This is a genomic window from Candidatus Trichorickettsia mobilis (genome assembly GCF_034366785.1).
Taxonomy (GTDB): domain Bacteria; phylum Pseudomonadota; class Alphaproteobacteria; order Rickettsiales; family Rickettsiaceae; genus Trichorickettsia; species Trichorickettsia mobilis_A.
On record NZ_CP112932.1, the window covers coordinates 922380 to 941661 of the forward strand.

Annotated in this window: 18 protein-coding genes; 10 read left to right on the top strand and 8 right to left on the bottom strand. The window is 34.4% G+C overall.

What is annotated here, in order from left to right; translation table 11 throughout:
- Positions 1 to 126: 126 nt before the first annotated feature.
- From glnA to Trichorick_RS04245, 5 genes are all read right to left on the bottom strand, one after another.
- The gene (gene glnA, locus Trichorick_RS04225; RefSeq protein WP_323737787.1) at positions 127 to 1542 is read right to left on the bottom strand and encodes a type I glutamate--ammonia ligase; all 1416 of its coding nucleotides are present in this window, start codon (positions 1540 to 1542) and stop codon (positions 127 to 129) included.
- Positions 1543 to 1799: 257 nt separating this feature from the next.
- A complete protein-coding gene (locus tag Trichorick_RS04230) occupies positions 1800 to 2411 on the bottom strand; it encodes a LysE family translocator (protein ID WP_323737788.1) in 612 nt (203 codons plus the stop codon).
- A gap of 30 nt (positions 2412 to 2441) precedes the next feature.
- Entirely contained in the window at positions 2442 to 3614 is a 1173-nt protein-coding gene (locus tag Trichorick_RS04235) for a multidrug effflux MFS transporter (protein WP_323737789.1), read from the bottom strand.
- A gap of 47 nt (positions 3615 to 3661) precedes the next feature.
- Positions 3662 to 4255, bottom strand: coding sequence for a LemA family protein (locus Trichorick_RS04240; protein WP_323737790.1), 594 nt, complete (start codon positions 4253 to 4255; stop codon positions 3662 to 3664).
- Between the two features lie 21 nt (positions 4256 to 4276).
- Positions 4277 to 5101, bottom strand: a complete 825-nt coding sequence (locus Trichorick_RS04245) for a TPM domain-containing protein (protein ID WP_323737791.1) — start codon at positions 5099 to 5101, stop codon at positions 4277 to 4279.
- 183 nt (positions 5102 to 5284) lie between these two features.
- Between Trichorick_RS04245 and Trichorick_RS04250 the strand changes: the two genes are divergently transcribed.
- The 8 genes from Trichorick_RS04250 to ruvX all read left to right on the top strand — a co-directional run bounded on the left by Trichorick_RS04250 (position 5285) and on the right by ruvX (position 11097).
- Positions 5285 to 5686, top strand: coding sequence for an Rrf2 family transcriptional regulator (locus tag Trichorick_RS04250; protein WP_323738874.1), 402 nt, complete (start codon positions 5285 to 5287; stop codon positions 5684 to 5686).
- Positions 5687 to 5688: 2 nt separating this feature from the next.
- Positions 5689 to 6819 (top strand): cysteine desulfurase family protein, encoded by a 1131-nt coding sequence (locus Trichorick_RS04255; RefSeq protein ID WP_323737792.1) that lies wholly within the window; start codon positions 5689 to 5691, stop codon positions 6817 to 6819.
- Positions 6820 to 7048: 229 nt separating this feature from the next.
- A complete protein-coding gene (locus tag Trichorick_RS04260) occupies positions 7049 to 8305 on the top strand; it encodes an IscS subfamily cysteine desulfurase (RefSeq protein ID WP_323737793.1) in 1257 nt (418 codons plus the stop codon).
- 182 nt (positions 8306 to 8487) lie between these two features.
- Positions 8488 to 8883: a Fe-S cluster assembly scaffold IscU gene (gene iscU, locus Trichorick_RS04265; RefSeq protein WP_323737794.1), complete on the top strand. Its 396-nt coding sequence runs from the start codon at positions 8488 to 8490 to the stop codon at positions 8881 to 8883.
- Entirely contained in the window at positions 8880 to 9227 is a 348-nt protein-coding gene (locus tag Trichorick_RS04270) for a HesB/IscA family protein (RefSeq protein ID WP_323737795.1), read from the top strand. The genes iscU and Trichorick_RS04270 overlap by 4 nt, the downstream gene beginning before the upstream one ends.
- A 94-nt stretch (positions 9228 to 9321) precedes the next feature.
- On the top strand, positions 9322 to 9957 hold the full coding sequence (locus Trichorick_RS04275; RefSeq protein ID WP_323737796.1) for a BON domain-containing protein: 636 nt from the start codon (positions 9322 to 9324) through the stop codon (positions 9955 to 9957).
- Between the two features lie 46 nt (positions 9958 to 10003).
- Positions 10004 to 10624 carry a septal ring lytic transglycosylase RlpA family protein gene (locus tag Trichorick_RS04280; protein WP_410250234.1) on the top strand — a complete coding sequence of 207 codons (621 nt, stop codon included), beginning with the start codon at positions 10004 to 10006 and terminating at the stop codon, positions 10622 to 10624.
- 5 nt (positions 10625 to 10629) lie between these two features.
- Positions 10630 to 11097: a Holliday junction resolvase RuvX gene (ruvX, locus tag Trichorick_RS04285; RefSeq protein WP_323737797.1), complete on the top strand. Its 468-nt coding sequence runs from the start codon at positions 10630 to 10632 to the stop codon at positions 11095 to 11097.
- Between the two features lie 14 nt (positions 11098 to 11111).
- Here ruvX and Trichorick_RS04290 read toward each other — a convergent pair whose 3' ends face one another.
- Positions 11112 to 11417, bottom strand: coding sequence for a hypothetical protein (locus Trichorick_RS04290; RefSeq protein WP_323737798.1), 306 nt, complete (start codon positions 11415 to 11417; stop codon positions 11112 to 11114).
- A 269-nt stretch (positions 11418 to 11686) separates the two neighbouring features.
- Here Trichorick_RS04290 and Trichorick_RS04295 point away from each other — a divergent pair, with 269 nt between their 5' ends.
- Positions 11687 to 12316 (top strand): hypothetical protein, encoded by a 630-nt coding sequence (locus Trichorick_RS04295; RefSeq protein ID WP_323737799.1) that lies wholly within the window; start codon positions 11687 to 11689, stop codon positions 12314 to 12316.
- A gap of 391 nt (positions 12317 to 12707) precedes the next feature.
- Here the strand turns inward: Trichorick_RS04295 and Trichorick_RS04300 are convergent, their stop codons facing one another.
- Complete coding sequence (locus tag Trichorick_RS04300) at positions 12708 to 16145, bottom strand: translocation/assembly module TamB domain-containing protein (protein ID WP_323737800.1); 3438 nt, start codon at positions 16143 to 16145, stop codon at positions 12708 to 12710.
- Complete coding sequence (locus Trichorick_RS04305) at positions 16146 to 17933, bottom strand: autotransporter assembly complex protein TamA (protein WP_323737801.1); 1788 nt, start codon at positions 17931 to 17933, stop codon at positions 16146 to 16148.
- Between the two features lie 43 nt (positions 17934 to 17976).
- On the opposite strand from Trichorick_RS04305, the gene Trichorick_RS04310 reads away from it, so the two are divergent.
- Positions 17977 to 19266, top strand: coding sequence for a class I SAM-dependent RNA methyltransferase (locus tag Trichorick_RS04310; RefSeq protein WP_323737802.1), 1290 nt, complete (start codon positions 17977 to 17979; stop codon positions 19264 to 19266).
- Positions 19267 to 19282 lie beyond the last annotated feature (16 nt).

The window sequence follows — 19282 nt, forward strand, 5'->3', positions numbered from 1 at the left end:
TTTATTTAGTTCTAGGCATTGCGTGCAAAATTTTAATGGGATTATTTATGTGTTTTTTGCCTAAAAACACATAAATAATCCCATTAAAGTTTTGTACGCAATGCCTAAGACAGTATCGAGCTCTAGTTAGTTGTTATAATAATAACTAAATTCTAATGGATGAGGGAATTGCTCTATGGCAGTCACTTCTTTCCATTTCATTTCTAAATAGCTCGTCAATAATTCTTTACTAAAAACTTCTCCAACTAATAAATAGCTATTATCTTGTTCTAGAGCTACTAGAGCTTCTCTTAGCGAACCTGCTACGCTTGGTAATGTTTTAGCAATCTCTTTATCTTCAAATAAATCTTCATTATGGCTTTCTCCTGGGTGAATTTTATTTTGAATACCATCAATACCAGCCATAAGCATTGCAGCAAAGGCCAAATAAGGATTAGCAGTGGGATCAGGAAATCTTATTTCCACCCGTTTTGCACTAGGTGAATTTTCAACCGGTATTCTGCAAGCAGCTGATCTATTACGCATGGAATAAGCGCAAATTACCGGCGCCTCAAAACCTGGTACTAAACGCTTATAGCTATTGGTAGTCGGATTAGTAAATGCATTTAAACTTTTTGCATGTTTTAAAATACCACCAATATAATATAGCGCTATTTCAGATAGGTTTGCATATTCCATACCGGCAAATAATGAATTACCATTAAGCCATAATGATTGATGAACATGCATTCCAGAGCCATTATCAGCAAATAGTGGTTTTGCCATAAAACTTGCTGTTTTGCCATAGCTACGAGCTGCATTACGAACCACATACTTGTAAGTTTGGATTGCGTCAGCACTATGTAATAACGATCTATATTTAATACCGATCTCATGCTGGGCTGGTGCTACTTCATGATGATGTTTTTCTACTTCTAATCCCATAGCTTGCATATCTATTAACATTTTAGAACGTATATTGTGCATCGAATCCAATGGTGTTACTGGAAAATAACCACCTTTGGCCTTTGGCCGACAGCCATGATTATTATCAGTCATAGCACCATTATTATTAGTGAATTCATCAGATTTGACATTATAAAAACAGTGCTCAGCATTTGACTGAAAATGAACAGAATCAAAAATGAAAAATTCTACTTCTGGACCAAAGTAGGCAGTATCTGCAATTCCAGTTTGTTGCAAATATTTTTCAGCTTGTTTTGCGATATAACGCGGATCTTTTTTATACGGCAATAAATTTAATGGATCAAATACATCGCATGTAACAATAACTGTTGCTACATCTGCAAATGGATCAATTGCGATATTATCCAAGTTTGGTGATATATCTGGTATCAACAACATATCTGACTGATTAATAGCACACCAATATTGAATGGAAGAACCATCAAAAAAGATGCCACCATTTAGTAATTCTTCATTAATCATCGATACTGGATAAGTTATATGATGCCATACACCATGTAAATCAGTGAAACGGAAATCAACAAAATAGATTTGATGTTGTTTAAGATAGTGTAAAAAGTTTTGATAGTTAGCCATTAGACCCTATGTATTAAATTGGAATTTAATAGTTGTATATCAAAAAAACTTTAAGAAATAATTAGTAACATCAGAAATTTTATAAAAATTTATTTAATGTCTACATTTCAACACTAGACTTCTTCGGAAATTGATCCTTAGTGAGGAAGTTTTAGGAAAAATGTAGTTGAGCACCGCAGAATACTTAATATATTTGAGGAGCGCAAACAAATTTCAACGACAAAATTACTGCGAATAAAGTTTCCGAAGAGGTCTACTTAAATTATGCTGCTAATAATACTCCATGCTCCAAATCCCGCAAGAATCAAGGCCGACAAGTAACGAATACGAGTCATAGAATTTTCTGATAAATGAATTTTTACTTTTATTATAATCACACCCAGTGTCAGCCACCAGGCCATCGAGCCAATTACTATACCTCCAACCATACTGATTACTTTGTTGGTGTTAATATCTTTATCTGAAAATCCAGCAAATATAGCTATAAAGCTTAGGATAGTCATGGGATTAGAAATGTTAAGGCAAAAAGTCTGTATTACCAATTTGATGAATTTTTTATAGTGATTGGAAATTACAGCATTATAAATATGCTGTACTCTAAATTCTTTAAAAGCCAGATATAATAAAAATATTCCACCAATTTTTTTGATCAAGTTAGCTCTTTCAAGTAAGAAATTTGAAATTACCACTAATCCTGTTGCTCCAATAAAAGCATAAATACCATCTGCAATTGCAGCGCCCATTCCTACAGCAACAGCACCCATAAATCCACGTTCTAGAGTTTTACGGATACAAAACATACCGATAGGCCCTACTGGAGCTGCAACAGCTATTCCTATAGCTATAAATATTAACAACTCAATTAACATTTCATTTTAGGCTCCATAAGCAATAATTTTTTATGGCTTAACAAGATGAAAAAACACGCTGTTCTTTAGATAAGCTGTAAATAATACAATAAATAATGTTGTTACAATAATTACATGAGCAAATGTTGCTGGTGTTCCATCATAAGAATAGCTGGCTATCCAAGTAAGGGCAGAGCATAACACATAGCGCATACTCATAATTGCAGATGAGGCTGTACCTTTAAGTTCAGGAAATATCTCGATTGAGCGCACAAAAATTATAGGATAGAAAATAGCTGAGCCGATTCCACAAATACTAAGGCTGAAAGTTGTAACATAAGGTGAATTAGCAAATAAAGCAACAATCGAGCCAATAATATACAAAACTAAACCTAAATAAATCGCGTTTATTGTGCCGAGTTTCTTGATTATCTGTCCTGAGCCTAAGCTGACAATCGCAAAAACTGCGATTACTACTCCCTGATGTAGAGTATAACTTAACATACCAAGCTTAAATGTTTGCATATATAAAAATGGCGAGATAGCAATAAAAGCCATATAAACACCATAACATAAGCTTGGAACTGCAGAGGCACTGAGGAAAATAGGATTAGTCAATAATGTCTTATAATCTACAAAAATAGATTTAATAGCGAGAGGAGTTTGTTTCTTTAACGTTTCTGGCAAGAAAAAACATAATAATATTAAGGAGGTTAAACATATAACGGCAACAAAAGCATAATTTCCACGCCAACCAATTTCCTTATTAATAAAACCTCCAATTATCGGTGCCAACGCCATTATAGTAGTAAAAATAGCATTCATTACTCCATATAATTGCGTTGCTTTATCAATGTTATAGCTGTCGGCAATAATTGCCGATACCACTACAGCAGAAGTTGCAGCACCCACGCCTTGGATAAATCGAGCTATTAACAATTCTTCAATAGAAGAAGCAAAGACACAACCTATCGCACCAATTACTAAAATTAAATTACCAATTAACATAATTTTACGACGTCCATAACTTTCTGATAATGGACCATAAATTAATGCCGCAAGACAAAAACCAAATAAATTATAAGTAATAGTCAGTCCTACCATAGAATCTGGAACTTGTAACTGCTTGGCAATATCCAGAAAACTAGGAGCTGATATTTCTAATTCAATACAACTATTAACAAGTGCTACTATCAATAAAAATGGTAAATATCGTGCCATCATGAATAAATCATCTCTAAACCCCAGTATTAGATCCCTTGCAAACGCTTTTACTTACCGAAATTTACTTTTGGCACAGTTCTAGCCTCAGCTTCTGCTGCAAATGAATCTTTAGTAGTTAAATTTAAAAATGATTTATTAATCAAAGAACCAGGAAATTGTCTAAGTGCGTAATTATATTCTTTAACTTCATTATTATAGTTTTGTCTGGCTACATTAATTCTATTTTCTGTACCCTCTAATTGAGCTAATAAATCACGATAAGTTTCAGATGCTTTTAAGTCTGGGTAATTTTCTGCTATAGCCAATAATTTTGTTAAGGAGCCGCTTAATTGATTTTGCGCTTGTTGATATTTCTGCAATGCTTCAGGATTATCTAAAGATGATGCATCTATTTTTACAGCAGTTGCATTTGCTCGTGCCTCAACAACTTTTTGCAAAGTTTCTGATTCATAAGTACTATAAGCTTTTACTGTTTGGACTAAGTTAGGAATAAGATCTAGCCTGCGCTGCAAGGTAGATTCTAAATTTCCCCATTCACGTTTTACCGCCTCATCGTGTGAGATAAGGCTATTATAAGAACCAATTGCGCTTAGTATCAATATAATTACCGATGCTATGACTGCTAAAGTAACTTTATTCATAAAAATCCTCCCTAAAATTCATCAGAAGCTCCCACCACCGCCAGAACTCCCTCCGCCTCCAGAAAAAGAGCTGCCGCCACCATAATCACCAGAATTCCCTCTACCTCCACCAAGAGATAAACGTCCACTATATGTCAAAATATAACATACAGCAAAGCTTATTCCGCTATATAATAAGAGATCCGTCAAAGTATTTAGCTTCCCCCAATAATACAGCATGGGCAAGCTTATTACCGAACCAATGGTAGCATAAATTAACCTGCTTTTTTGAGATGTTCTAAAAGAAAATAGTATAGATGACGCAAAAAAAAGCATAACAGCAACTATTAGCAAAGCGCTATCATTAGTTTGTTTTGTAGGATTAGTTTGAGTATACTCACCTTGTATAACTTTAATAATACTATCAATACCTTGTGCAATACCAGAGTTAAAATCACCTTGCGCTAGTAATGGTTTGATATCATCTCGAATAATTCTAGCACTTGTTACATCAGTCAATCTTCCTTCTAATCCTCTACCTACCTCTATTCTGATAGCGCGATCTTCAAGCGCAATTATTAGTAAAACTCCGTTATCTATCTTTGTTCGACCAATACCCCAACCATTAAATACAGCTATTGCAAAATTCTCAATTGGTACGCCTTTTAAAGAAGGTATAGTTAATATCACTAGTTGGGTTGAATCTCTTTGTTCTAGTTGAGTTAATTTTTGTTCAAGAGTGTTTACCGTAGCTGCCGATAATAAATTTGCATAATCATTAACTCTTCCTGATAAAGGTGGTATTTCTATAGCAAGACTATTAAATACCCAAATCATAAATAAGAAAATAATGTTTACCTTCTTCATATTAACTTAACTTCTTTGAGTAGATAGCTTTAATTATATCTTGTTTTTTCATATTTCCCAAAGATTAACTAAGAGTTTCGTGTCTTTAAATGTAGCCACCAAGATTTATATAATACTTGACTGAATTACTAGGGTAATATAACATGTAATTAAATTATATGTAGCAGAATGGCAAGGTTCATTATGATGCTTAGCACTAAAGGTAGATATGCGGTTATGGCAATTTTAGATATAGCAACGCAAGATATGCAAAAACCTACTAGTTTGGCTGAAATTGCTGCACGGCAAAATATTGCTCTAAATTATTTAGAACAAATTTTTGCTAAACTTAGGAAAGCCGGTTTAGTTAATGCAATTAAAGGACCGGGTGGCGGTTATATAATTAGTGTAGAACTAAATCAGCTAACTATCGCTGCTATCATTGATGCAGTAGAAGAAAATATTGAAATGACTAGGTGTAAAATTAACTCATATCCTGGATGTATGCCAGACCACGCCAAATGCAAAACACATGATTTATGGCATGGCTTGAGTGAGCATATTAGAAGTTATTTTACTGCAATTTCAGTTGCAGATATATTGTAACCATGATTTATCTTGATAATAACGCAACTACAGCCACTCATAAAGATGTTGCAGGTTTTATGTATAGTATAATGAAACAACCATTAAATCCTTCGTCTATACATGCTAGTGGTCGTAATGCCAAAAATATTATGGAACAAGCACGAATACAAATTAAAGAGTTAATAGGGATTGCTCCATACTCTCGTGAATATAACATAATCTTTACAGCTACCGGGACGGAAGCCAATAATTTGATATTATCTAATTTTATTGATGGTGATGTTTTCGTTTCAACAGTAGAACATTTATCAATCTTAAGCCAACAAGATTGTTATCCTGATATAAAAACTATCGCTGTTGATGATCATGGTATGGTTAACCTTGATTCTCTGACACATTTATTAAGTCAAAGTAAAAAAAGCAAGAAGCTGGTTTCGGTAATGCTAGCAAATAATGAAACTGGAGCAATTCAACCACTAAAAAATATAGCAAAAATTGCTAAACAATATGGTGCTTTGGTACATAGTGACTGCGTACAAGCTGTTGGCAAGATGGTGGTAGATATTGCTGATCTTGATTTAGATTTTGCTGTGATCTCAGGGCATAAATTTGGTGGATCAATAGGTGCTGCAGCATTAATTGCTAAAACTAAACATCATCTGGTGCCTCATATTATTGGTGGTAAACAGGAAATGGGTTTGCGCGCTGGTACTGAGAACGTTGCTGCCATAGCAGGATTAGGGTTGGCAGCAAAAATTGCTCAAGCAGAACTCTCACAACGGATTCAGCATATGCGACTATTGCAGCAAAGATTAGAAAGTAATTTAGGTAATATATTTCCACAAATTACTATATTATCATCAATTGTTCCGCGCATTCCTAATACTTCCCTTATTAGCTTACCAGGTATGTTATCTTCATTGCAAGTGATAGCTTTGGATTTACGTGAGATAGCAGTTAGTTCTGGTTCTGCCTGCTCTTCCGGTAAAGTCAATAAATCACATGTGTTAAAAGCGATGGGTGTTAATGCCGAAATTGCAGCATCAGCAATCAGAATTTCGACATCACCAGATAATTCGGTAGAGGATATTGATGGTTTTATTAATGCATTCAAAGAAATACATGTAGTAGAGGGGAGTTGCCAATTATAATATTTTATTAAACACCACAGAGGCCAATTCCAACCGTCTGAGTTTAGGGAGCTTCTAGCAGTTTTAATTGACAACTTGCGTTAGCGTTATGTTACCTAATGTCATCCCGAACTTGTTTCGGGATCTCATCAGGACTTCATAAGATCCTAAAACAAGTTCGGGATGACTAATTAATTGACTCAGTTTAGTGAAGAACAAAAATTCAATATAACTAATAATTAAAGATAATATGAGTGAACTTGAACAACTAAAACAAAGACTACTGGTAAATGGTTGTACATTTCCAATTTACCTGGATTATCAGGCTACTACTCCTATGGATCCTAGAGTATTGGAAGCAATGTTACCATATTTCACCACTAAATTTGGCAACCCTCATTCTCGTAGCCATACTTTTGGCTGGGAAGCAGAGGAAGCAGTTGAACTAGCGCGCGCTCATGTAGCTAAATTAATTAATGCTACACCAAGGGAGATTATTTTCACCTCTGGAGCGACAGAATCCAATAATCTGGCGATAAAAGGAATATCTAAATTTTACGGTAGTAAAAAAAATCATATAATTACTTTAGCCACTGAACATAAATGCGTCCTTGATGCATGCAGACATGCTGAACAGGATGGATTTCAGGTAACTTATCTACCAGTAAAACAGAATGGTTTAGTTGATTTAGAATTGTTGCAGCAAACTATTACCGCAAATACGATGCTAGTTTCGATAATGGCTGTACATAATGAAATTGGAGTAATTCAACCCTTGGCACAAATTGGTAAAATCTGTCGTGCCAATGGAGTTTTTTTTCATTCAGATATAGCTCAAGCTTATGGAAAAATTCCAATTGATGTTAATGAATGTAATATTGATCTTGCTAGCATTTCTGGCCATAAAATTTATGGACCGAAAGGTGTTGGAGCCTTATATGTACGTAAAAAACCTCGTGTCCGCCTAAGTCCTATAATCAACGGTGGTGGACAGGAGCGGGGCATGAGATCAGGTACTCTGGCCTCACCGCTAATCGTAGGTTTTGGTAAAGCTGCCGAAATTGCTTTAGTTGAAATGGATCAAGACTATTTACATGTCAAAAATTTATTTAATAAATTTGTGGGTCTGATTACCAGTCAAATTCCTGATGTTTATTTGAATGGTGATCGAAACCAACGATATCCTGGTAATATTAATTTGAGTTTTGCTTATATTGAGGGTGAATCGATGATTCTGGCAGTCAAAGATTTAGCGGTGTCCTCTGGTTCAGCCTGTACTTCCTCTTCTCTTGAACCTTCATATGTATTACGGGCGCTTGGAGTAGATGAAGAGCTGGCACATACTTCTCTTAGATTTGGAGTTGGAAGATTTACTCGTGAAGATGAGATTGACTATGCGGTAGAGCTTATAATTTCTAAAATCAAATTCTTGAGAGAAATGAGTCCACTCTGGGAAATGGTTCAAGAGGGGGTGGACTTAAAGCAGATTAAGTGGGCAACACATTAAAAGTATAATACTTTTAATGCCATCTCGAGCCCCGCATGTCATCCCGAACTTGTTTCGGGATCTCATCAGGTTCATAAGATCCCGAAACAAGTTCGGGATGACAAGCGGCGTTCGGGATGGTATGGCATGCGGTGTACATTAACGCTCCCGGCAGACTTTTTTAAAACTTGTGAGGTAAAAATATGGCATATGATAAAAAAGTAATCGATCATTATGAAAATCCACGTAACGTAGGATCTTTAGATAAAACAGATACTACTGTGGGTACTGGTTTGGTTGGCGCGCCTGCTTGTGGCGATGTAATGAAATTACAAATTAGAGTTAACGCAGAAGGTATGATTGAAGAAGCCAAATTTAAAACTTTTGGTTGTGGTTCTGCAATTGCTTCTAGCTCTTTAGTAACTGAATGGATCAAAGGTAAATCGGTAGATGAGGCAGAAGCAATTAGAAATACTGAAATTGCAGAGTACTTATCACTACCACCAGTAAAGCTTCATTGCTCTTTGCTGGCTGAGGATGCGGTAAAGGCAGCTATAAAAGACTATAAAGATAAACAAGCAGCAAAATCTGTAATATGACAGCAATAAGACCTAAGCAAGTACTTGTGCTAACTGAGCCAGCAGTAGAACAAATCAAACTGTTACTTAAAAAGAGCCAGAAACCGGTAGTTGGTATCAGAATTGGCGTTAAGTCAGGCGGTTGTTCCGGTTATAGCTATTACTTTGAATATGCCGATGAGAAAAAACCATTTGATGAAGTAATAGAACAGCATGGCGTCACTATTTTAATTGATCCCAAAGCATTAATGTATCTAATTGGTACTGAGATGGATTATCATAATGATCAATTCAAATCTGGATTTGTTTTTGTTAATCCTAATGAAAAAGGAAGATGTGGCTGTGGCAAATCATTTAATGTTTGAAGATATCTTGCCACCTACTCATTATTGCCATATTTGCGATTAACACTATATAAAATTTATTGCTTTCGTAACATAGTTTATTTATAAAGTATAGATGTATAAAATTTATTTTTTGCCCATTTTTATTATAGCCTTAATGTTAAGTGGGTGTATGCCAGCTATTTTTACTGGTGCTGTTAGCTCAACTATGGCTGTTGCTGGAGACCGGTCTGTCGGCACTGCAATTGATGATACCAAAATTGCTGCAAGAATTAAAGCTGACTTTGTAAAAAACAATTTTAGAGAATTATATACTAAAATCTCCGTTAGCGTATTGAATGCTCGTGTTTTATATACAGGTACCGTTGATAAAGAAGAAGATATGCTAACTGCCGTACAAATCGCCTGGAATCAGAAGGATGTTAAGGAAGTAGTAAATGAGTTGATAGTTGATAAAAACAGCGGTCACTTTGACTTAGTGCAATATACAAGAGATAGTATGATTACTACTCAAATTAAATCGAAGGCTTTCTTGAAGCGTGAAATTAAGTTTGTGAATTATACGGTAATAACTGTTAATGACATTGTGTATTTATTTGGTAGTGCGCGGTCAGAAGAAGAATTAGAGCAAATGGCAGATATTGCATCAAAAGTACATGGCGTCAAAAAAGTTATATCTCATGTTAAGATAATAGAACCTTCAAGTAATGCCCCCTCTGTTGCAGATAGACTTTCCGATGACAATACTTAAGTACTTATATTCTAAAATTAATTCAATAGTCGAGTGCAGCTTTGAAATGCATCGGCTATACATAATTCTACTTTTTTTACTGACTGGTTGCATGAGTCAACAAGATAGGTTGCATAAAAAATTATCAAAAGAAGATCCTAAAAATATTAATTATCAAGGACATTATAAAATAGGTAAAGAATATAGCATCAAAGGCAGTAGTTATATACCAGAAAAAAATATTAAATATGATCAAATCGGTGTTGCTTCTTGGTATGGCAGTAAGCATGGGTTTCATGGAAAAAATACCGCAAACGGTGACCGCTATAATAAATATACATTAACAGCAGCGCATACAACATTACCACTACCAAGTTTAATCAAAGTAACAAATTTGGAAAATAACAAATCAGTAATCTTAATGGTAAATGACAGAGGGCCATTCAGCAAAAATCGTATACTGGATGTTTCTGAGACTGCAGCTCATGTTTTGTCTTTTAAAAGACAAGGAACTGCTAAGGTGCGAGTACAATATATGCATAAAGAAACTCAAGATTTCTTAAAAAAAATTGCATTAAATCCTAAGGAAGGTTCAAGGACAGCTCATAAAACAAAAAGTAAACATTGTAGTATTAATTGTCATGTTAAATTAGTAAACTTAAAATATAATCTTGCTATAACTCCTTAGGTTCTGTGATAATATCTAATTTACAAGAATTCCACCAGTTACTTCAGAGCAGCAAGCCAATACTTGCTGTAGATTACGGACAGAAGAAACTTGGACTCGCAATATCTGATCCAAATTACACGATCTCCATGCCTCTAAAAACGTTAAATTGTATCAATGACTCAGAAAAAATAAAAATAATATTAAGTTTTATCGATGAGTATTCAGCTTGTGCTCTAGTTATAGGGTTGCCAATTATGATGGATGGCGCTGTTAGTAATCAGGCGCTGTTAGTACAAAATTTTACAAATTGTTTATCTACTAAAACTGATCTACCAATATATATGCAAGATGAACGATTAACCTCCAGAGCGGCGAATAACTTGCTAAAATACTTGGGTTTAAAAAGAAATAAGAGAAACCAACAGGATGATTGTATAGCTGCTGGCATGATTTTAGAAACAGTATTGAGTTCTATTAAATTTCTGAATTAATCTAACTTTCTGTCTTATGTTGGTAAGTCCTGAGCGTGCATATCAACTATTAAAGTGTCTATGGCTCTATCAATATCGTCTGATATTGTGTGATAGTATTTAGAAATTATTAAATCTACATCCATTATAAACTTATCTGTGAATTTTGACGAATCTTCATAATTATCATAAATCTTATTGATATATAAATATTGTAGCTCTACTAATAATATCCTGTCAGCTAAATCTTTTGCCAACTTTATTAATGAATCTTTAATCAAGTCCTCAAATATATTTTGTAATACTTCTTTGTCGAAAGTAGTTGTGTTGGGCTGTGTCATAATATACCATATAGTTACATATCATATTGTTTAGCATAATAATATTTTGATATTCTATTTACAAGCAGGAAGTACTATATTTTAGCATGGAAATCAATAGTAATATTTTATATTATGGTACTATTGTCTTGTTATATATAAATATAAAATAATATTTAACAAATTCTATAGGAATAAATTATAAGTGTTGTATAATAATAGACAATATGTTATATAATACTATTATTTAGAATTTCAATTATTTAAATATATTAAACATAGTTATTTATATGGATTTAAAGCAACTCGGATCAAGACTTCAATATATACGCAAACAAGCTGGATTAAGCAGAGAATATATTGAGAAAACTTACAATATTCCAGCCGTAACAATAAGATCATGGGAAATATTAGGACCAGATATAGGCATATATAAATTGGTCAAATATTTGGAAATATACAAGAATTACGGTTTAAATTTTTCGTTGGATGTATTGTTGGATACCACCAAAAATTTTATCTTAAACTATAATCAATCTGTAAATGAAGAAAATCGTTTTTTAAATAGTAGTTTTTGCTTACGGTTATTGCAAGATGCTATGCAAGTATTTTTTTATGCTAATGAACGTAAAGAGATTCTATACTTGAGCAATATATGTAAGAATTTACTACCCAGCACTAATAAAGAGCTGGTACTCACTAATATTACTATACAAAATATTATACCAAGTGAAGAGTATGAGAAATGTTTAGTGCCTATAGCAGATGTATTAAGCGGAAAGCTTGCAAGTATTACTTACTCCATAAACAAGCAAAATACGCTTTCTACTATAGAGCTATCACTATTACCTAATTTCGATAAATTGAGTAATGTAATTGGCTTTGTGGCCACGCAACCAACAGCAATGTTCGGATTTTAGTTGTATTGTAGTTATTCTCGAACTCAGTAGTCATCCCGAAACAACTCGTGAAACAAGTTCAGGGCATGGTTCGGGATGAACATCTGTTTAGGTGACTACCATGCGCGTGCTATGAGCATTTTTAAAATTGAACGTCACTATACGGTTTTTATGTCGTTTGAGCGGAGGAGTGCTCAAGCTCTTGGTGCAATCTAGGAATCAGTCCAAAGTACTGATAAAGACTGGAGTGCTTTGACTTCGTCGCAAAGCTTGACAAATATGACACAGTTCATCGCTGTAAACTCTACTTCTGCGGATGATTTATACAGGTCTGGCACTCAATCTGAAATAAACCTAAAGTGCTCTGCGGGTCGAAGTTCAATCCTCTCTCATGCTTGAGTTTTAAAGTGGTTTAATAATCTTTGCGCCAATTGACTCCTATTGAGTTTGAATCATTGCCACCGCTTGAACTTTCAATAAACAAATGATTTGTTATTTCTACTTCAATCCTTCCCTTTCCAGTACCAGCTTGCATTCCTCGTTCAATTTCAAAATATACTTTGTCAGTTAAATATTTGCCAACCCCAACAGCTGTTTCCTGATGTCCCAGCTCGTTTTTATTAGTTTTTACTTTTATGTCATCCACACCAAGCAATTTTCTGGCAGAAGATATAGGATCAAAACTCACTGCACTTCCATGCCCTGATAGGCGCTTTAAATTATTAGCTAATTGTATCGCTTGAAACGCACTAATATTCTTCGATTCTTTACCAAACAAAACTATTGATAATATTTCCTCTTGTGGCAATATTGGGGAAGATTCAATGGCAAGAGTAGGTGTAAGTAATGGTCCAGACAATACAGGACTGATTTCGATATTTTCTGTGGTAGTTATGCCTTTAATATTTAAATATGGTGATGGTGGAATATCTCCTTCAAAAATGAGAGATCCTTCTTTTAGATTCCATTGTTTACCAAATTCCTGATACCTTCCTCTAATAACTTGGAGCTTACCTTCAATGTTTGGCTGATCTATGGTACCCTTAACTTTTAATTGCCCTCCAAGTTCTGCATTAAGCCCCCAACCTCTAACAAAAACCTGAGATTTAGTGGATATTGATATTTGCATCGATAATGGGTAAGTAGATAAAAAACTTGAGTTAGTTAATTCTTTTTTTATTGGATGTGGAATTGTTTCTACTATATTTAGTGTAGGAATATCGTTTTTAAATTGATCAGGAATAGTGATTTCTAAAGGTCCGACTTCTATCGCGCCACTTGCTTTTGCTGCAGCATTATTACCTTTTATTGCTAAATCAGCTTTTACCGCCCCACGAACGTTTGGATGATTTAATAAATTAAAGCCATTAGTGACTAAAATCACTTCAAAAGGTTTATCGCTCTTATTCAACATTATCTTGGCAGTACTCAACAGCTTATTTCCTTGATTATCTTGCGCTTTAAATTCATCTATATTGATAACACCATTATTAGCTTTAAAAATACCATGGATATTTTGTAACTTTAACCCTAATCTATCATAAATATAACTACCATTAGCAAAAGTAAGGATTCCATCAAGTTTAGGATAATTGAGGCTACCATTTAAGTGTAGATGTCCAGACAATGAGCCAGTAAGTTGATGAATGACCGGCAAATATGCTCTGGTAAAGGGTTCAATTAAAGTATCAAGCGCTAAGGTACCCTTTATCTTTTCATCTCTTACCATTTCAAATAAAAAAGGAGATAATGAGGCTTTAACTGGCACTGTCAATTCTCCAGTTAGTGCTGCAATATTTTTTGATGTTATTTTTAGATTTATATGCAGCAATTGCTCAATAAGCTTGGCATCTAGTATCATTATTGAATCTGAAACTACAGTATTTGCAAGATCAATGTTAGTAACTTTTACATTACCTGTAAATTGAGGCGCTAAAAGACTATCGGTAAATTTAAGTTTACCATGAGCTTTAGCATGCTTTAGTGGAGAATATATTGTTAGCGGCAATCCCAAAATTGGGATTTCTTCAAATATTAATGTTGCATCGATTTTATTCTCAGTTAACTGACCATCACCGGCAATAAAACCATTATCCAGTTTTAATTTTTTGATCTCCCAGAATAATTTACCATGATCATAGGCAAAATTCATCAGTTGATCACTAGTGATTTTGTGTTCACCGTAATTGCCGGTAATGTTGGAAATAGAACTAGAAAATTCTTGTGCTGATTTTAATAATAAAGATATTAAAGCTTTGAGATTGAAAGCATGATGTTTTTCTTTTGTCTTACCTAAAATACTAAGATTCCATCGATTATTAAGCTCAGTTACTTCTAGTAACAAATGATCAAAAATTCTCCCTTGAACATCAGCCTCACGAAACTCTATTTTTGCCTTTTCTAGCTTTAATTTCCAAAGATCACTCGCTTTAATATCAATCAAAGTTTTTGAGGCTTGTATTGACGGAGTCAATAATTGTTCAATATTAGCAGTAATAGTACAAGCTTGAACTTGTGAAGGAGCCGCCATATTAATTTCCATTACAGCCTTTCCTTTTAATGGAATCGGTAAAAATGTTGATAATGTCGATAAATCATCACTTACTATCTTTATATTGCCGTTAATCAGATTATTAGACTTATTCCAGACAGCTTGACCTTTAGCAGTAACATAATCAGCATCAGCTACAATATTATTAAAATAAATCAAATTATCTGTTCCTAAAACAAAATCAGTTTTTACCGATATATCCTTCAATGTAGTTGTTGCGGTAAGCTCGCCAGATAATTTCTGCTCATTAGACCTCTTATGAAACTCTACTCCTGTGGACAATTGCGTCGTCGCGCCTAGGCTCGAATCCTCACGTACTTTATGTACGCTGCGGTTCTGCGCTCCGTGTGCTTCTAGCACTTGTTCCACAGGAGCGAGTTTCGTAAGAGGTCTATTATATTTAATTATAGTTGTCCATAAAATATCTGGAATAAAAGTATCTTTATACTTTACATTCTTTGTCTGCAAAGAAGCTGTAAGCTCAGGAGCTTTTATAGTGCCGGCAAGAGTTAATTTTCCTTCTAGCGTGCTATTTTCTTCTATCTCTTCAACAAGTTTATGAAAGATATTAGTATATACTGTATATTGTCCATTCAACATTTCAGTTGTAAAGTTAATGCTACTACTGCCGTTGATCATAGTATTATTAAAATTCAATGATAAATTATCAAATATAAGCTGCTGATTTTTTATTGAATAATTGCCTGATGTATGTAGTTTGATGTAGTGTTCAAATAATGAATCAAGGTTAAAGGTTAAATTTTTTTCCGCTCCCTGCCATAATAAATTTCCTGTTATCGCCAATGCTAATTCTGAGCTCAAACCAGTTATATGTTCGCTGATTACAGCATTAAGAATATTAATATTACTAATAGATATATCGACAGCTTCATCAGTACTGCTAGCGCCAATATCCACTTTCTCAGGAATACGAATCAACTCTATATATTTGAGCGTAAGTTCATCGATAACTAGCTTGCGACTAAGTATTGTTGTTGGAGAAATGCCGAGCTGCATATTTTTTGCTATAAACCATAATCCATTATGATCTGATAATTTCATGGACTTCAGATGAAGTTTTAAAGGAAACTTAAATTCTAAACTCTCTAGCTCAATATTATAGCCAAGATTTTCATTGACAGAATTTATAATCAATGAGCTAATTTGTTCTTTAGCGTGATTAGTATTAAGCCAAAATCCTAGTCCTAGAATAATTAATAATAATATACCACCACTATAGGCTATGCTCCGCATTAATAGTTTAGTAAAATAAAAACTAATTTCTTTATTTTTTGTCATTTAAAATGCTTGTCCAATACTAAAGTATAAATGAAAAGCGCTATCAATTTTACGACGTTTATTAAGTGGCATAGCGACATCTAACCTAAGCGGTCCGAATCCGGTGTAGTATCTTAATCCGAGACCTGTGCCTACATATAGTTTGCCGCCAAATTTGGGGTAGGCCAGGTCAAAAACATTACCGCTATCAATAAAAGCCACAAGACCAAAATCTTTATTCAGGCGCAACCTTAGCTCTGCCGATGTTTCTATCATTGAACGTCCACCTATGGGATCATTTTTTTGATTTAAAGGCCCGGCCAGCTTATAGCCGTATCCACGAATTGAACTTGCCCCACCGGTATAAAATCTTTCCGTGGCGGGCATTTTAGGAGTTGCAATACCAAAAGTACTGCCGACTACCGCTCGCAAAGCAAGTACTGGTTCAAGCACAGTTTTTATTGGTAAGTAACCGGAACCAATAATAGCAGTTTTTAAAAATTTATTATTAAAACTAATAGTATCAATAAAGGGAGAAGCTTCACCCTTTACTACTATACCGCTTTTAGGATCGAGTATATTATCTCGGGTGTCATATGCTAAATGGGTAGGAATAGAAAATAGTGCAAAATCTTTTTTTGCCTCTTCTTTAATTCGACTAAAACCATATTTACCTCCTGTTCCTGCTGTCCAGTGTGAAGATATTTTTCTCTCGAGTAATACAGCCAAAGAAACTCCCTGGCTAGTATAGGCTTTGTTATTCTGTTGCTCTAGGAGTGTATTGATTTTTAATGTTTGATTATCAATTAAAAAAAACGGTTTTTCAAATTGAGTATCAAGTTTTTTTTCGACTTTAGTTAGGCTAAGCATGCTGTTTACTTTTTCTCCTTGACCGAAGAAATTACGGTGCTCCCATCCGGCATTGATACCGACTCCCAAATCCGTGCTATAACTGGTTCCTGCTTTAACTGTACGATGCGCCCGTTCTTTTACTTTAAAAGTAATATTAACGGCAGCATCTGAACCGACTACAGGAGTAACAACTGGTTCCACCATCGTAAACAATCCGCTCTTTTGGATAGCAACTCTATAATCATTGACTATTGATCGTCTAAAACAACTATGCTCTTTTACGGAAATTATTTTATGCATATATTCTGCATTTACTTTTTGTAATCCATCAAAACTTAATTTACTAATATACGCCGCTGTAGATGAGGCTTTAATGGTAAAAGCAAGGTCTACCACATGCAAAATATGATCTATAGTTACCTGGTGATTTACCTCTAGATTGAGTAAACAATTATTATTTTCTATAAAATCATAAAGCCTCTTTTGCTCTGCTAAAACTTGAGCGGCAACTACTGGCATGTCAGCAGTCAGTGTTAGCCATGTTAGTGGTGGTAAATGAAGTTTAGCTGCTTGCTTAGCTGTTGGTTCAAGCAACTCTATGCTAATTCTTCTAATAGTATATTGCTTTGCTGGAGTAATTTGAAAAATAATAGTAGGTCTGTCTGATTTCTCTGGATGTTTAATATCGATTGTTGCTGAATAATAGCCTAAGGACCATAATAGCTTGAGTAAAAATGACTTGCCTTCAGTTTCCCATAAAGCCATCTGATTAAAACTTGTAGTAATTTTAGCATTCTCATCAAGCTCTCGTTGATGAGCGGCTAGTATTTTATCCAATGGTAAATTTCCAGTTTTAGCAATAATAAATGAAGGTAATTTACTTTTGTTAGCTCCTAGTATATTAAAACTATATAAAACATAGATGCATAAGAAGATTATTAAATAAATCTGACGCATGGTTTTTTAACTAAAATTTTGTTAAATAAGAGATTATATTGTTATGGCTATTACCGAGCATGGAAAATGTAAAATTCTTTCGCTAAATAACCAAGGTTTAGGAGTAGCCCAAACTGATTTAGGAACTGCTCTATTACCATATACGATCCCCGGTGAGATAGTTGAGTTTGAAAGACACCAATATCGTCGTGAATCAAACTGTATTCTCAAGGCAATTATAGAGCCTTCTGCGTATAGAGTGCAACCAGTTTGCAAGTATTTTGGTGTGTGTGGTGGTTGCTTACTACAGCATCTCAATGATGAAAATTATTATCAATTCAAATATGAAGTTATCAACCAAGCATTAAAAACTGCTAATATTCAAACCAATATCAACCCAATCATTACTATACAAGCTGGCATGAGGCGTCGTGCTAACCTGGAAGCAATAAAGAAAAACGACCAGATTTTTTTAGGCTTTCATCGTTTCAGGTCGCACCAGATCATTAATATTGATAGTTGTCCTGCACTGTTACCTAAATTATCAAACTTACTCACACCTCTTAAAGCAGTTTTAGCACAAATTCTAGAAAATAGACAAAAAGCTCAAATCTTCTTGACTGAGGCTAGCAACGGTACTGATATCACTCTTACTATTCAGGAACAATCATCACTCAACAGTCAACAACGGTTGATCTTATCAAATTTTGCCAAAGACCATGCTATCACCAGATTTATATTTCGTTACCGTAAACTGCTTGATATTATCCAGGAAATTACTCAACCTTATATTATTTTTGATTCCATAGCAGTAAAAATAGATGCTTATGGTTTCTTGCAGTCTAACTTCTCATCTGATAAAATTTTGGCTGATCTAGTGTTGGACTTTTTTATGCCGACTAATTGTAAAAAACAAAATATGGTTGTAGCCGATTTATTTTGTGGTCGCGGCACTTATACTATACCATTAGCTCGTCATTTTAAGGTCGACGGTTTTGAATCAGATCACGCTGCCATATCTGCCTTGAGTGAAGCAATATTAAATACTGATCGCCAGATAAATTTAGTAAAACGTGATTTATTCGCCTTACCGTTAACTGTACAGGAATTAAATTCATATAATGCTGTGGTTATTAATCCGCCTCGAGCTGGTGCTGAAGATCAATGTCATCAACTTAAAACTAGTACTATTACTAAAATATGCTATATTTCATGCAATCCAGAAACTTTTGCCAGAGATGCGCAAATTCTATGCTCAGGTAATAATTACCAGTTAAATGAAGTAACGCCAGTCGATCAATTCTACTGGAGTCCACATCTAGAAGTAGTTGGATTTTTTCAACGCATAGCTTAATAAAAATATAATTAAT